Origin of the sequence: Streptomyces candidus (assembly GCF_014207445.1) — a bacterium.
GTDB lineage: Bacteria > Actinomycetota > Actinomycetes > Streptomycetales > Streptomycetaceae > Streptomyces > Streptomyces candidus.
Map to the genome: position 1 here is coordinate 113,312 of NZ_JACHEM010000010.1, position 13,451 is coordinate 126,762.

12 protein-coding genes and 1 pseudogene are annotated in these 13,451 nt (G+C 69.7%); 7 read left to right on the plus strand and 6 right to left on the minus strand.

What is annotated here, in order from left to right; all coding sequences use genetic code 11:
* Positions 1-199: 199 nt before the first annotated feature.
* Together HNQ79_RS19765 and HNQ79_RS19770 are read left to right on the plus strand one after the other, a co-directional pair.
* Positions 200-1,153: a LysR family transcriptional regulator gene (locus HNQ79_RS19765; RefSeq protein WP_185032892.1), complete on the plus strand. Its 954-nt coding sequence runs from the start codon at positions 200-202 to the stop codon at positions 1,151-1,153.
* Between the two features lie 239 nt (positions 1,154-1,392).
* The gene (locus tag HNQ79_RS19770; protein ID WP_185032894.1) at positions 1,393-1,566 is read left to right on the plus strand and encodes a hypothetical protein; all 174 of its coding nucleotides are present in this window, start codon (positions 1,393-1,395) and stop codon (positions 1,564-1,566) included.
* Between the two features lie 126 nt (positions 1,567-1,692).
* Here HNQ79_RS19770 and HNQ79_RS19775 read toward each other — a convergent pair whose 3' ends face one another.
* Together HNQ79_RS19775 and sodN are read right to left on the minus strand one after the other, a co-directional pair.
* Positions 1,693-3,252 carry a DUF2079 domain-containing protein gene (locus HNQ79_RS19775; RefSeq protein ID WP_185032896.1) on the minus strand — a complete coding sequence of 520 codons (1,560 nt, stop codon included), beginning with the start codon at positions 3,250-3,252 and terminating at the stop codon, positions 1,693-1,695.
* 296 nt (positions 3,253-3,548) lie between these two features.
* Positions 3,549-3,944 carry a superoxide dismutase, Ni gene (gene sodN / locus HNQ79_RS19780; protein ID WP_185032898.1) on the minus strand — a complete coding sequence of 132 codons (396 nt, stop codon included), beginning with the start codon at positions 3,942-3,944 and terminating at the stop codon, positions 3,549-3,551.
* Between the two features lie 153 nt (positions 3,945-4,097).
* Here sodN and sodX point away from each other — a divergent pair, with 153 nt between their 5' ends.
* Positions 4,098-4,613 carry a nickel-type superoxide dismutase maturation protease gene (sodX, locus tag HNQ79_RS19785; RefSeq protein WP_185032900.1) on the plus strand — a complete coding sequence of 172 codons (516 nt, stop codon included), beginning with the start codon at positions 4,098-4,100 and terminating at the stop codon, positions 4,611-4,613.
* Here sodX and HNQ79_RS19790 read toward each other — a convergent pair.
* On the minus strand, positions 4,517-5,146 hold the full coding sequence (locus tag HNQ79_RS19790; RefSeq protein ID WP_185032902.1) for a CGNR zinc finger domain-containing protein: 630 nt from the start codon (positions 5,144-5,146) through the stop codon (positions 4,517-4,519). The genes sodX and HNQ79_RS19790 overlap by 97 nt on opposite strands.
* A gap of 92 nt (positions 5,147-5,238) precedes the next feature.
* Between HNQ79_RS19790 and HNQ79_RS19795 the strand changes: the two genes are divergently transcribed.
* On the plus strand, positions 5,239-6,012 hold the full coding sequence (locus tag HNQ79_RS19795) for a class I SAM-dependent methyltransferase (RefSeq protein WP_185032904.1): 774 nt from the start codon (positions 5,239-5,241) through the stop codon (positions 6,010-6,012).
* Between the two features lie 90 nt (positions 6,013-6,102).
* Here HNQ79_RS19795 and HNQ79_RS19800 read toward each other — a convergent pair whose 3' ends face one another.
* The 3 genes from HNQ79_RS19800 to HNQ79_RS19810 form a co-directional block, all read right to left on the minus strand.
* Complete coding sequence (locus HNQ79_RS19800; RefSeq protein ID WP_308437368.1) at positions 6,103-6,864, minus strand: amino acid ABC transporter ATP-binding protein; 762 nt, start codon at positions 6,862-6,864, stop codon at positions 6,103-6,105.
* The gene (locus HNQ79_RS19805) at positions 6,861-7,832 is read right to left on the minus strand and encodes an amino acid ABC transporter permease (RefSeq protein ID WP_185032906.1); all 972 of its coding nucleotides are present in this window, start codon (positions 7,830-7,832) and stop codon (positions 6,861-6,863) included. Before HNQ79_RS19805 ends, HNQ79_RS19800 begins: the two co-directional genes overlap by 4 nt.
* A gap of 90 nt (positions 7,833-7,922) precedes the next feature.
* Complete coding sequence (locus tag HNQ79_RS19810; RefSeq protein WP_185032908.1) at positions 7,923-8,879, minus strand: ABC transporter substrate-binding protein; 957 nt, start codon at positions 8,877-8,879, stop codon at positions 7,923-7,925.
* Between the two features lie 637 nt (positions 8,880-9,516).
* Between HNQ79_RS19810 and HNQ79_RS19815 the strand changes: the two genes are divergently transcribed.
* From HNQ79_RS19815 to HNQ79_RS19825, 3 genes and pseudogenes are all read left to right on the plus strand, one after another.
* Positions 9,517-10,728 (plus strand): NAD(P)-dependent malic enzyme, encoded by a 1,212-nt coding sequence (locus HNQ79_RS19815; protein ID WP_185032910.1) that lies wholly within the window; start codon positions 9,517-9,519, stop codon positions 10,726-10,728.
* Between the two features lie 267 nt (positions 10,729-10,995).
* Positions 10,996-11,961 carry a zinc-binding dehydrogenase gene (locus HNQ79_RS19820; RefSeq protein ID WP_185032912.1) on the plus strand — a complete coding sequence of 322 codons (966 nt, stop codon included), beginning with the start codon at positions 10,996-10,998 and terminating at the stop codon, positions 11,959-11,961.
* An 88-nt stretch (positions 11,962-12,049) separates the two neighbouring features.
* Positions 12,050-13,451: pseudogene (locus HNQ79_RS19825) on the plus strand (cellulase family glycosylhydrolase).

The window sequence follows — 13,451 nt, forward strand, 5'->3', positions numbered from 1 at the left end:
GGGCGGGGGATGGAACAGTGTGAGTGGGACTGGGGAGAGTGTGGGGGAGCGGAGGCGCGCTGCGGATGATGTCACCCGGTGATAGCGCCATGACATCCCCCGGTCCAGCTCCCTGCCGCCGCCGCTTTCCGGCCACTTGCCCCCGCACTCGACTTGGCGCATCTGGTGCGCTCCCGGGCCCAGCCCTACCCTCACCCCCATGGAGCTCGAAGTGAGACACCTTCGTGCACTGTGCGCGATCGCGGACGCGGGCAGCCTGCACAAGGCCGCCCGCACGCTGGGGATGAGCCAGCCGTCCCTCACCACGCAATTGCGCCGCATCGAGAACTCGCTCGGCGCCGAACTCTTCTCCCGTCGCCGCACCGGCTGCCGCCCCACCCCCCTCGGCCAGTCCCTCCTCGCCCGCGCCCGGCCGCTGGTCGACGGCATGAGCACTCTCATCAGTGAAACCCGCGCCGAAGCCGTCCTGGCCGCCTCCAGCGGACCCGCCCTGCACATCGGTTCCACCGCCAGCCGGGTCGTCGCGGGCTGGCTGCGCAGGCTCCGGCTACGCAGTCCGGACGCGCAGACCACGCTCCACGTCGACGTCTCCGCCCACGCCCTGCTGCGACGGGTGGCCTCGGGCACGCTGGATGTCGCGTTCGTGCACGAGGTGGAAGGCTTCCCGCTGCGTGTGCCGCCCGGTCTTGAGGTCCGCGTACTCCTCGACCGGGAGCCCCAGTTCGTGTCCCTGGCCGTGGACCATCCGGCGGCCTCCGCCCCCGTCGTCGACCTCGCCGACCTGGCCGCCGACCGCTGGATGGTCGACCCCAGCGTCGACGGCGAACGCGACGGCCTGCGACGGGTGCTTGCGGCCGCGGGCCTCAACCCGCCCCTCCTCTACGGGGACTACCTCACGGCGTCCTCCCTCATCGTCATCGGCGAAGCCGTGGCCCCCTGCCAGCCCACCTCGGGCCCCCGCGACGACATGGCCATCCGTCCGCTCCGCGGCGACCCCCTGGGCGTTCGCCTGCTCCTCGCCGGCCGCCCCGGTCTCGCCGAACTCCCGCTCCTGTACGCCGATCTGGAGGCCGCCTACCGGGACGCGGCCCTGCGCTCGGCGGGCTACCGGGAATGGCTGACCCGGACGGGGAGCCCGCTGGTGGACGCCTGACCCGCCCGACGCCCGCCCCGCCCGGTGCCCGACCGGCACAACGTCCGCCCCCCCCGGTCCGATCCGCCCGACCCCGATCCGGCCCGCCGCGGTGCCGCACACAAAAGGGGCCCCGCCACGACGGGGGAACGTGGCGGGGCCCTCGCACGGTCGAGTGCCCGGGCGTGCGCGGGTCATGCGTACGGGGCGGAGAAACTTTCCATTCGTTGATCTTGCGGACGCAGGGGTAACCGCGTGGCATGAACGCGAACAGTTTGAGGTTGCTGATGGTGCTGGCGGTGCTGGTGCAGCTGATGGCGCTGTTCCAGCACCAGGCGATGGGCATGGCCTGGCAGGACGCCTTCACGGTCGCCGCGTCGTGCGCGCTGGTGGGGCTGACAGCGGCGCGGATAGCCGGACGGTACGGGTCCTAGCGGGCGGGACGCGCCCCGGGGTCCGTACCCGCGTCGTCGCCGTACGCGGAAGGCGTCGTACGTCGGGCCGTTGGGTGCCGCCGCGTGCCGCAGGGCCCGCGACGCGACCCCGTGCCCCCGCTCGCCTCACGGCCTGCGCAGCAGCGTGATCCCGTCCCGTTCCGTCACCTGCACGTAGCCGTGTTCGCGGTAGAGCCGGAGCATGCGTTCCGTCCGTTCCCTGGGGCAGGGAACCTTGACGGTCGGGTCGGCACTGTCGGACACCACCCAGCGCGGCGGGTTCGCCGGCAGGCCGGTGGGGACCGCGGGGTCGGGCCCGGTCCCGTAACAGACCAGGCTCACGGTCGTACGGGAGGTGAGCATCGGCGCGAGACGGTTGGAGGACGCGACGGTGTCGCCGTCCGGTATCCGGTCGAGGATCTCCCGCGCGATCACGACCCGCTCGGGTGTGCGCCAGGCCGACGGCAGTACCAGATCGTGCAGCGGGTACACCGCCGCCGTGGCCGCCGTGAAGGCCGCGGAGAAGCCGAGCGCGCGCCGCCGCCGGACCCCCGGAAGCAGATCCCTCCGGCGGCTCAGCACGTCCACGAAGCCCGCGAACAGCACCGGCATCAGAATCGCGCTGTAGTGGAAGCCAGGCGTCCAGTAATGCTCGTTGCCGGCGACGAACCGCCACCCCAGCGTCGGCAGACAGAGCAGCAGCAGCGGAGACCGTACGCCGACGAAGGCGACCGGAGCCGCCAGCATCAACAGCAGCAGCCATTTCATCGGCGGCCAGAAAACCCCGAGCGCGAGGCCGATCACATTCCCGGACGGCGAAGCCTCGTCGCCCGGTATCTGTCCCCAATAGGCGAATCCGCCGTCGGGATTCATCGCGGGAAGCAGTACGAGGATTTCCACCGCCGTGCCGACGACACCGAGCAGCACGACGGAAACACCGAGCCGCATACGCGATCTCGGTCCCGGATCCGCCCGTCCCCCCGCCGCGCGGGGCTCCCGCCACGCCTGCCAGGCGATGTACGCCCCGACGGCGGCGAGCGTCAGCCCCAGATCCTCCTTCACCAGCAGCAACGGCGTCGCCCACAACGCCCCGGCCCACCACCGACGCTGTCCCAGCGCCACCGCGCTGAAAGCCAGCAGCGGTACGGCAAAGGCTATTTCGTGGAAGTCCTTGGCCGCCGCCGAGACAATGCCCCACGACGCCCCGACCCCGCACCCCGCCACCAGTGCGGCAACCGGCCCGACCGCACGGTGCGCCCACCGGGTCACCGGCCAACACGCCAGCGCCAGCAACGCGGACTGCACCACGAGAAGCGTGACACCGCTCGGAAAGAGACGGTAGAAGGGGGCGACGAGCACCAGAATCGGATGGAAGTGGTCCCCGAGAAGATTGAACCCGGGCCCCTTCAGCTCGACGATCGGGGCCTGTCCCCGCGCGTAGGCGGCAATGGCCTGCTCGAATATCCCCAGGTCGAATCCCGCGTTGAGCATGCGCCCGTTGCGCAGGACCGCCACCGTGGAATAGAGGACGAAGAAGAGTGCGGTCAGCGACCAGGCCAGGACGCGCGGCCCGGGAAGCCGCTGCCGCAGCACGGTACGCAGGCGAGCACCGGGGTTCTCCGGGCCGCGGGGCGACGGTATTCGCTCCGTACGGCGGCCCGCGTTCCGTACGACTGACTCCACCATGGTTTCCACCTGCGCATCCGGCTGTGTTCGGCCGGGCGGCTGTCGGGGTCCCGGGCTCCTGTCGTCGGCAAACCTATGGCGCATGCCGGAACGGTCCAAGTCCGGGCCCCGTTCCGGCCCTGTCGCCGCAGGTCAGGCAGACGCGGGGGCGCGGCCCAAGCACCTTGGCCGGGAGCTTCGCAGCGGGTCGGCAAAAACACCAAGGGGCCCGACCGGCGAACCGGTCGAGCCCCTTCCGCATACGTGCTGGACGGCGAAAACGCCGCACCTCACGCATCGCTGGAACGGCGAAGGCGTCAGGCCTTCTTCGTCTCCCAGAAGATGCGGTCGATCTCGGCGATCAGCTCAAGGGCCTTCTCGCCGGTCTTCGGGTCCGTCGACGCCTTGGCGGCCGAGAGGGCCTTCAGGGCGTCGTTGACGAGCTGGTGCAGCTGCGGGTACTTCTCGAAGTGCGGGGGCTTGAAGTAGTCGCTCCACAGCACCGAGACGTGGTGCTTGGCGAGCTCCGCGCGCTGCTCCTTGATGACCACGGCGCGCGCCTGGAAGTGCGCGTCGTCGTTGGCCTGCATCTTCTCCTGGACGGCCTTGACCGACTCGGCCTCGATACGGGCCTGGGCGGGGTCGTACACGCCGCAGGGCAGGTCGCAGTGGGCGCTGACCTTGACCTTGGGGGCGAACAGGCGGGAGAGCATGGAATCGCATCCTTCCTCGTGATCGTCTTCTCAAGGGCGAGATTACTCCCTGAGGAAGGCCTTTTCGCGAGTGCCCCCAGGGGCTTACGTCAAAAGTCCGGGGTGAGACTGGGACCCGGGGGCTGGTGCGGTGCGGAACCGGGAGGTGTCGGAATGAGGGACGACGGGCGTGCGCGGAGCGGTCCGGAGGGGCCCTCGCGCAGCGAGCGGGAGGAAGGGCGCGAGCGGGAACGGGAGCGGGAACTGCGGGAGCGTGGGCCGGACGTGCAGGCTCCGTTGGGGCTCGCCGAGGTCTCGGGGCTGTCGATGGTGCCGACGCTGCTGCACCGGGATCAGGTGCTGGTGCATTACGGGGCGGAGGTCCGGCCGGGTGACGTGGTGGTGATGCGCCACCCGCTGCAGCAGGACCTGCTGATCATCAAGCGGGTGGTGGACAGGCGGGAAGGAGGCTGGTGGGTGCTCGGCGACAACCCGGACGACGAGGTCGTCGACTCGCGGTCGTTCGGGCCCGTGCCGCCGTCGATGGTCCTGGGGCGCGTGCGGGCGCGCTACCGGCCCCTGCAGGCGGGGCGTCAGCGGTCGGTGGGGGCGGTGATGTCCTGGGCGTTCTCGGCGGTGCGGCCGGTGCCGGCGGACCGTTCGGTCTCCAGGCGTTTGCGGGCGCGGTAGGCGGCGACGTTGGCGCGGGTGGCGCACCGGTCGGAGCAGTAGCGGCGGGAGCGGTTGGTGGAGGTGTCGAGGTAGGCGTTGCGGCACGGGGGGGCCTGGCACAGGCCCAGGCGGTCGGCGCCGTGTTCGGTGAGGTGGTAGGCGAGACCCATGGAGGCGGTGGCGGCGTAACCGGCGGTCACGTTCGACGGGTGCTCGGCGAGGTGCATGTGCCAGTCCGGTCTGCCGTCGTCCTTGCGGGCCTCGTGGCCGGAGATCTGCGGGCTGACGGGGAATTCCAGGAGCAGGGAGTTGAGCAGGTCCACGGCCAGGGTCTCGTCGCCGGAGTCGGCTGCCTCGAAGATCGCGCGCAGCCGGGTCCGTACGGAACGGAAGCGGGTCACGTCCGCGTCGGTCGCCCGGCGGGCGGCCTGCTGGCTGCCGCGGAAGAGGTCGCGGACCGCCTCGACCGAGGTGAGCGAGTCCTTGTTGCGGACCGGTTCCTCGGTGTTCACCAGGCGCACGGCGTAATCTGCGTAATAGGCCAGTTCCACTTGTAGTCCTTACCGGGGCAATCTAGTCTGATGCGTGCGTCTGGGTAATAGGCGTTTCTGGGACTAGGGTATTACGGGAGCGGGTGGTTTCCATGGTCGACGGTACGGATGGGACGGGCGGGGCGGACTGGAGCGGCTGGCAGGCCGGCTGGGACCGCCAGCAGGAGTGGTACATGCCCGACCGCGAGGAGCGGTTCCGGGTCATGCTCGACATGGTGGAAGCCGTCGTCGGGCCCGAGGCCCGGGTGCTGGACCTCGCGTGCGGTACGGGAAGTATCACGGACAGGCTGCTCAAGCGGTTCCCGAAGGCGACCAGTACGGGGGTGGACCTCGACCCCGCGCTGCTGACGATCGCCCGGGGCTACTTCGAGGGGGAGGCACGCGCCCGGTTCGTGACGGCGGACCTCACCGACCCCGAGTGGTGCGCCAAGCTCCCGTACGACAGCTACGACGCCGTACTCACCGCGACCGCCCTGCACTGGCTGCGGCTCGGCCCGCTGGCCACGCTCTACGGCCAGGTCGGCGAACTCGTGCGCGAGGGCGGCGTGTTCATGAACGCCGACCGGATGAAGGACCCCACCACGCCTCGCATCAACGCGGCCGAGCGGGCTCTGCGGCACGCGGGCATGGAGCGCGCGAGGGCTGAGGAGGGCGTGCTGGACTGGGCCCAGTGGTGGGAAGTGGCCGCAGCCGACCGGGTGTTGGCCGCCCCGACCGCCGAACGTTTCGCGATCTTCGGCGAGCACGCGGACGGCGAGACCCCGTCCCTGGAGTGGCACGCGTCGACGCTCCGCGCGGCCGGGTTCGCGGAGGCGCGGGCGGTGTGGTCCTCGCCCTCGGACGCGATGGTGCTCGCCGTCAAGTAGCAGCCGGTATAAGGACTTTGGTGTGCGGACGCACAAGGGGGCGGTACGGGTCATCCGTACCGCCCCCTCGCTCGTACGCCTGTGGACGACTTACAGCACCTTGGACAGGAACGACTTCGTCCGGTCGTGCTGAGGGTTCGTCAGGACGTCGCGCGGGTGGCCGGATTCGACGACCACGCCCTCGTCCATGAAGACCAGCGAGTCGCCGACCTCCCGGGCGAAGCCCATCTCGTGCGTGACGACGATCATCGTCATGCCGTCCTCGGCGAGCCCGCGCATGACGTCCAGGACGTCGCCGACCAGCTCCGGGTCGAGTGCGGAGGTCGGCTCGTCGAAGAGCATCAGCTTGGGCTCCATCGCCAGCGCGCGGGCGATGGCGACGCGCTGCTGCTGGCCGCCGGAGAGCTGGGTGGGGTAGTTGCCCGCCTTGTCGCCGAGGCCGACCCGGTCGAGCAGCTTCACGGCCCGCTCCCGCGCGGTCGCCTTCGACTCGCCCTTGACCTGGACGGGCGCCTCCATGACGTTCTCCAGCGCCGTCATGTGCGGAAAGAGGTTGAAGCGCTGGAAGACCATGCCGATTTCGCGGCGCTGGCGTGCGACCTCGCTGTCCTTGAGTTCGTACAGCTTGTCGCCCTTCTGCCGGTAGCCGACCAGCTGCCCGTCGACCGACAGGCGGCCCGCGTTGACCTTCTCCAGGTGGTTGATGCACCGCAGGAAGGTGGACTTGCCGGAGCCGGACGGGCCGACGAGGCAGAACACCTCACCGGTGGCGACCTCCAGGTTGATTCCCTTGAGGACCTCTACGTGACCGAACGACTTGTAGACGTTCTCGGCCTGCACCATGACGCTCATCGGACACTCCTGTCACCGCTGAGACCCAGCAGGTTCGCCTTGATCTTCTGCAACGGGGTGTCCGGCAGGGAACGCAGCGAGCCACGCGCGTACCGCCGCTCCAGGTAGAACTGGAAGACGCTGAACACGCTCGTCATCACCAGGTACCAGATCGCCGCGACGAACAGCATCTCCATCACGGCGTACGACGTGGAACCGATCGCCGAGGTGGAGCGCAGCAGCTCGTTGTACGTCACCGCGTACACCAGTGCCGACGTCTTCAGCATGTTGATGAACTCGTTGCCGGTCGGCGGCACGATCACCCGCATCGCCTGCGGGATCACGATGCGCCGCAGCGTCTTGCCCTGGCTCATGCCGAGTGCCTGCGACGCCTCGGTCTGGCCCTCGTCGACGGCCAGCAGGCCCGCCCGGCAGATCTCCGCCATGTACGCGGCCTCGTTGAGCCCGAGGCCCAGCAGAGCGCACAGGAACGGGGTCATCACGTCCGTCATCTCGTCCTTGTACAGCGGACCGAGATCGAGGTAGGGGAAGATCAGCGCCAGGTTGAACCACAGCAGCAGCTGGAGGTAGACCGGCGTACCGCGGAAGAACCAGATGTAGAGCCAGGCGACGCCGCTGGTCACCGGGTTCTTCGAGAGCCGCATCACGGCCAGCACGATGCCGAGCACGACGCCCAGCACCATGGCAAGCACGCTCACCAGCAGAGTGCGCCCGGCGCCCGCCACGACGCTGTCGTCGAAGATCTTGGCGGGGATCGCGTTCCACTGGATGTCGCCCTGCGAGAACGAGTACCCGATCAGGAGCAGCAGCGCGATCACGATCACACCGCTGACCCAGCGCCCGTAGTGCCGTACCGGAATGGCCTTGATGACCTCGCCGACGGGCGACGCCGGGATCACCGTCGTCGTTCCCGACGGCTCTTCTGCGGGAGGTGTGTCCGCAGGCTCCTTGCTCAACTTCTCAGTCATGACGACTGCCCTTCGGAGGTGCTCAAGAGGTGGGCGACGTGCTCAGGACACGAGCGGGCCGCCCGATGTGCTCAAGGGGCGTACGGGAGGTCACTTGCCGCTGTTGACCGCGGCGGCGTCGATCGCGCCGGTCGTCGCGCCCCACTTCTCCAGCACCTTCTTGTAGGAGCCGTCCTTGATGATCGCGTCGACGGCCTCCTTGACGGCGTCGCGCAGCTGCGTGTTCTTCTTGTCGACGGCGATACCGAAGGGGCCCGCCTCGAACTGCTCGCCGACGACCTCGAACTGGTTGCCGCCACCCGCCTTCCGGGCCAGGTCGACCGCCACCGGGAAGTCGTTGACACCGGCGACCACACCGCCGGTCCGCACCCGCGTCTGCGCCTCCGTGTCGTTCTCGAAGGACTTGATGTCGACGGCCTTCTTGCCGCCGTCGGTGCACTTCTTCGACAGGTCCTTCAGAGCCGTCTCGTACGTGGTGCCCATCTGCACCGCGACCGGCTTGCCGCAGAGGTCGTCGAAGGACTTGATGCCCGCCGAATTGCCCTTCTTGACGTACACGGCCGTGCCCGCGACGAAGTAGTCGACGAAGTCGACGCCCTTGCCGAGCTTCTTGCCCTTGTCGTCCAGGCCCTCCTGGCGGGCCTTGGTGTCCGTGATGGAGGAAATGGCCAGGTCGTAGCGGCCCGCGTTGACACCGGTGATGAGAGTGTCGAACTTCGCGTCGGTGAACTTCACCTCGACGCCCAGCTTCTTGCCGATCTCGGCGGCGAGGTCCGGGTCGATACCGACGATCTTGTCGCCCTCCTTGGACTCCATCGGGGCGTACTCGGCGTTGGTGCCGACCTCCAGCGTGCCCTTGTCCTGGATTTCCTTGGGGAGCTTGGCGAACAGCGCGTTTCCGCTCTTGGACGGACCGCCGCTCTTTTTCTCGCCGGCATTGGTCTGGTCGCCGCAGCCGGTCAGAACCAGGGCTCCGGCGACCGCGAGTACGCCCACCGCGGCTATCCGGGAGCGGGCGGCCGTGCGGCGGGGGGTGCGTGCGGTCATGGGGTCCTCCGGCAGACGAGGGTGCGCAGAGCACTGTCCGAACTGTCCGGACAGCGGCGCATCTTGGTGATCGTGGTGGTTCGTGCACGCGTCACTGAGTGGCACGTCCGTTCACGACCAGGTGTGATGACGGCATCTTGCCATTCGGACCTGGTCATTTCGGGGGCCAGTCATGTCAAAATCAGATAACGGGTGATCCCCGAACCCCAACAGGCCGGTACATCAGGGCCGGACCTTCTGCGGGCCAACCGCCCTGCGACCGGAAAATTCGCCGTCCGTCTCGCGATGCGGATGCCTTGCAAGCCGCGTAACGGGACAAGCCCAGGACTTGTCGGGAACTTCTCCGACATCACGGCATGAGTCATCCCACACCGGGCCGCCGAACCGCTCACGCACGGCGACTGAGCGGATACGGGCTCGTCCGAGCGGTGTCCCGTCCGGTAAGAAGGATCCTTACACCCCTCATCCGGGGCCCAGGGCACGTGTGCGGCGTGCCCGCGCGTTCGCACCTCCCCCTGGCGGGGCCGGTCGGTTCCACCGCCCGATCACCGACAGGGCGCGGACGCGGACCCACCCACCCCTCCTCAACCAGGAGTGGCCACCCTCAATTGATGAAGACCTAAGGGGTAAGAAGACAATGGCAGCGGAGATCGTCAATCCCGGAACCGGCACGGGCGCAGGACTGGATGAGTCCTTCGACCTCGACCCGGCCTTCGCGCTCCACCGGGGCGGCAAGATGGCCGTCGAGTCCACCGTTCCCGTGCGCAACAGGGACGACCTGTCCCTCGCTTACACACCCGGCGTCGCGAAGGTGTGCACCGCCATCGCCGAGCAGCCGGACCTGGTCAACGACTACACCTGGAAGTCGAACGTCGTCGCCGTCGTCACGGACGGTACGGCCGTGCTCGGCCTCGGTGACATCGGCCCGGAAGCCTCCCTCCCCGTGATGGAGGGCAAGGCGATCCTCTTCAAGCAGTTCGGCGGCGTCGACGCCGTCCCGATCGCCCTCGCGACGAAGAACGTGGACGAGATCGTCGACACGGTCGTCCGCATGGCGCCCTCCTTCGGCGGCGTGAACCTTGAGGACATCTCGGCCCCGCGCTGCTTCGAGATCGAGCGGCGCCTGCAGGAGGCCCTCGACATTCCCGTCTTCCACGACGACCAGCACGGCACGGCCGTCGTGACCCTGGCCGCGCTGCGCAACGCCGCCCGGCTCACCGACCGCTCGCTCGGCGACCTGCGCGCCGTCATCTCGGGCGCGGGCGCGGCAGGCGTCGCCATCGCCAAGTTCCTCCTCGAAGCCGGTCTCGGCGACGTGGCCGTCGCCGACCGCAAGGGCATCGTCAGCCGCGACCGCGACGACCTGACCCCGGTGAAGCGCGAGCTGGCCGAGCTGACGAACAAGGCGAACCTCTCCGGCTCCCTGGAGTCCGCCCTCGCCGGCGCGGACGTCTTCATCGGCGTCTCCGGCGGTACCGTCCCCGAGCCGGCCGTGGCCTCCATGGCCCCCGGCGCGTGCGTCTTCGCGATGGCCAACCCCAACCCGGAGGTCCACCCCGACATTGCGCACAAGTACGCGGCGGTCGTGGCCACCGGCCGCTCGGACTACCCGAACCAGATCAACAACGTCCTCGCCTTCCCCGGCATCTTCGCGGGCGCCCTCCAGGTGCGGGCCTCCCGCATCACCGAGGGCATGAAGATCGCCGCCGCGAACGCCCTGGCCGACGTCGTCGGCGACGCGCTCGCCGCGGACTACGTCATCCCGTCCCCGTTCGACGAGCGGGTCGCCCCGGCGGTCACGGCGGCCGTCGCCGCCGCCGCCCGCGCGGAGGGCGTGGCACGGCGGTAATCGCCGCCCCACGTCGTACGGGACGGGCCCGTGCCGCCGGTGCGAACCGCGGCACGGGCCCGTCCCGTATGCGCTTGCCTGCCCGGTAGGGCACGTTGGCCGCCGGATGACAGTGGCCGCACGTTCACGGGAGCAGGGGGCCCGCGCCGAGATCGCCCCGGCCCGGCAGCCGACCGCGGTCCGTGAGGCCCGCGACCGGCGGGACGCGGCGCGTGTCACACCCCGTTGCTGTTCCGCAGCCCCCCGCGTCCGGCCTATCGTCGGGCCATGTTCGCCGCATACGCAGCCCGTATCGACCGTGACCAGCCGCTGAACGGCCTTGAGCTGGGGGAGCGCCCGGAGCCCGAAGTGCGCCCCGGGTGGACCACCGTGACTGTGAAAGCCGCCAGCCTCAACCACCACGACCTGTGGTCGCTGCGCGGGGTGGGGATCGGCGAGGAGACGCTGCCGATGATCCTGGGCTGCGACGCGGCGGGCATTGACGCCGACGGCAACGAGGTCGTCCTGCACTCCGTGATCGGGGACACCGGGCACGGCGTCGGACCGTACGAGAAGCGGTCGATCCTCACCGAGAAGTACCAGGGGACCTTCGCCGAGCGCGTCACCGTGCCCATTTGGAACGTGCTGCCCAAGCCGGCCGGGATCAGCTTCGAGGAAGCGGCCTGCCTGCCCACCGCCTGGCTGACCGCGTACCGGATGCTGTTCACCAACGCCGGTGTACGCCCCGGTGATTCGGTCCTCGTGCAGGGCGCGGGCGGCGGCGTCGCGACCGCCGCGATCGTGCTCGGCAAGGCCGCGGGGCTGCGGGTGTACGCCACCAGCCGGGACGAGGCGAAGCGCAAGCGGGCCGTGGAGTTGGGGGCCGTGGAGGCCTTCGAGGCGGGCGCGCGGCTGCCGGAGCGGGTGGACGCGGTGATCGAGACGGTCGGCGCGGCGACCTGGTCGCACTCCGTCAAGTCCCTGCGTCCCGGCGGCACTCTGGTGATCTCGGGGGCGACCAGCGGACCGAACCCGCCCGCCGCCGAGCTGAACCGGATCTTCTTCCTGGAGCTGAAGGTCGTCGGCTCCACCATGGGCTCCAAGGACGAGCTGGAGGACCTGCTCAACTTCTGCGCGGCGACCGGGGTCCGCCCCGTGATCGACCAGGTGCTGCCGCTGGACCGGGCCCGTGAGGGCTTCGAGAGGATGGCGGGCGGGGACCTGTTCGGAAAGATTGTGCTCACGATGTCTTGAGAGTGGCAGGGGGCACTGTTTGGCTCTCCGGCACCGAACGACCGGAGACTGCCGGAGGAGTGCCGTGCGCGCGTACCGAAGAACAGTTGTGTCCGTCGTCTGTGGTGTGCTGCTCGCGGCCGGGGGACTGGTGTCCCCCGGCGCATCGGCGGCCCCCGCCCCCACGCCCGCCCCGTACGGGATCCCCAAGCTCACCGACGAGCACGGCCGGGTCCTCACCCTGCGCGGCTGGAACGTCGAGGACAAGACCCACCGGGGCGACCGTGCCCTGTCCCTCGTCACCGAGAAGCACTTCCGTGACATGAGCGGACAGGGCTTCAACTTCGCGCGGCTGCTCGTCTACTGGGACGATCTGGAGGCCGAGCGCGGCCAGTACAGCGAGAAGTACCTGCGCAAGATCGACCGGATCCTCGGCTGGGCCCACAGGTACGGGGTGAAGGTCCTCATCGACGGTCACCAGGACGTCTTCGGCCCCGCCTTCGGCCACCGGGGCATCCCCGAGTGGGCCACCCGCACGGACGGTCTCCCCTTCACCCCCCACCCCGACGACTGGTTCTCCGAGTACTTCCAGCCGGCCGTGCAGCGCGCCTTCACCCATCTTTACGAGGACGCCGACCTCCAGCAGGCGCAGGCCAGGGTGTGGCGGCTGCTCGCCGACCGATACGGCGACCACCCGGCCGTCCTCGGCTGCGACTTCCTCAACGAGCCCATGGGCGAGCTGAAGGAGGGCGAGGACCTGCCCACGGCCGCCCGCCGGATCGAACGCGACCAAATCACCCCGATGCACAACCGGCTCGCCGCCGCCGTGCGTTCGGTGGACGCGAAGAAGTGGCTGTTCGTCGAGCCGACCCCGATCGTCGGCGAGGGAGTGCCGACCGGACTCGGCCGGATCAAGGACCCGAAGCGGAAGGTCGTGTACGCGCCGCACTTCTACAACACCGCCATGGAGGCGGGCGCGGACTACGACCCGCAGGGCGGCTGGATCGAGGCGTACGAGGCAGCCGTCACCCAGTACCCGAAGCGGTACGGAGTAGCCGGTGGTCGTCGGCGAGTGGGGCCCGCTCAACAACGGCGGCCCGAACATGGGCGCCTTCTACCGGGACGCCCTCGCCTCCTTCGCCCGCTACAGCTCGGGCTGGGCGGGCTACGTGTGGTGTTACGGGGGCGGGTACTGCGCGGTGGACGCGGAGGGCAGGCTACGGGGCCACAAGCAGCAGACCGCCCAGCCGTACGCGGCGAGCGTCGCGGGAAAGGTCCGCGAGGACTCGTACGACCCGGACGAGGGCGTCTACTCCCTCGCATATACGCCGAGTTGGCGTGGCGGGGCAGCTGCGGTCGTGTCCGTCCCGCCGGGCGCGAAGGGCTGGCGGGTCCGCGTGACGGGCCGGGGCTGGACCGGGACGCGGGAGGTCGCTCCCGGACGGGCGGAAAAGGTGCGCGTGTACGGGGTGCCTGGTGAGAGGGTCGCGGTGATCATTCAACGGCGATGA

What these genes read in the sequence shown, in the direction of transcription:
- HNQ79_RS19820 (WP_185032912.1), top strand. Translation starts at nt 10,996, where the DNA reads ATGTTCGCCGCATACGCAGCCCGTATCGACCGTGACCAGCCGCTGAAC.
- HNQ79_RS19765 (WP_185032892.1), top strand. Translation starts at nt 200, where the DNA reads ATGGAGCTCGAAGTGAGACACCTTCGTGCACTGTGCGCGATCGCGGAC.
- HNQ79_RS19815 (WP_185032910.1), top strand. Translation starts at nt 9,517, where the DNA reads ATGGCAGCGGAGATCGTCAATCCCGGAACCGGCACGGGCGCAGGACTG.
- HNQ79_RS19805 (WP_185032906.1), bottom strand. Translation starts at nt 7,832, where the DNA reads ATGACTGAGAAGTTGAGCAAGGAGCCTGCGGACACACCTCCCGCAGAA.
- HNQ79_RS19770 (WP_185032894.1), top strand. Translation starts at nt 1,393, where the DNA reads ATGAACGCGAACAGTTTGAGGTTGCTGATGGTGCTGGCGGTGCTGGTG.
- HNQ79_RS19810 (WP_185032908.1), bottom strand. Translation starts at nt 8,879, where the DNA reads ATGACCGCACGCACCCCCCGCCGCACGGCCGCCCGCTCCCGGATAGCC.
- HNQ79_RS19795 (WP_185032904.1), top strand. Translation starts at nt 5,239, where the DNA reads ATGGTCGACGGTACGGATGGGACGGGCGGGGCGGACTGGAGCGGCTGG.
- sodX (WP_185032900.1), top strand. Translation starts at nt 4,098, where the DNA reads ATGAGGGACGACGGGCGTGCGCGGAGCGGTCCGGAGGGGCCCTCGCGC.
- HNQ79_RS19800 (WP_308437368.1), bottom strand. Translation starts at nt 6,864, where the DNA reads ATGAGCGTCATGGTGCAGGCCGAGAACGTCTACAAGTCGTTCGGTCAC.
- HNQ79_RS19775 (WP_185032896.1), bottom strand. Translation starts at nt 3,252, where the DNA reads ATGGTGGAGTCAGTCGTACGGAACGCGGGCCGCCGTACGGAGCGAATA.
- sodN (WP_185032898.1), bottom strand. Translation starts at nt 3,944, where the DNA reads ATGCTCTCCCGCCTGTTCGCCCCCAAGGTCAAGGTCAGCGCCCACTGC.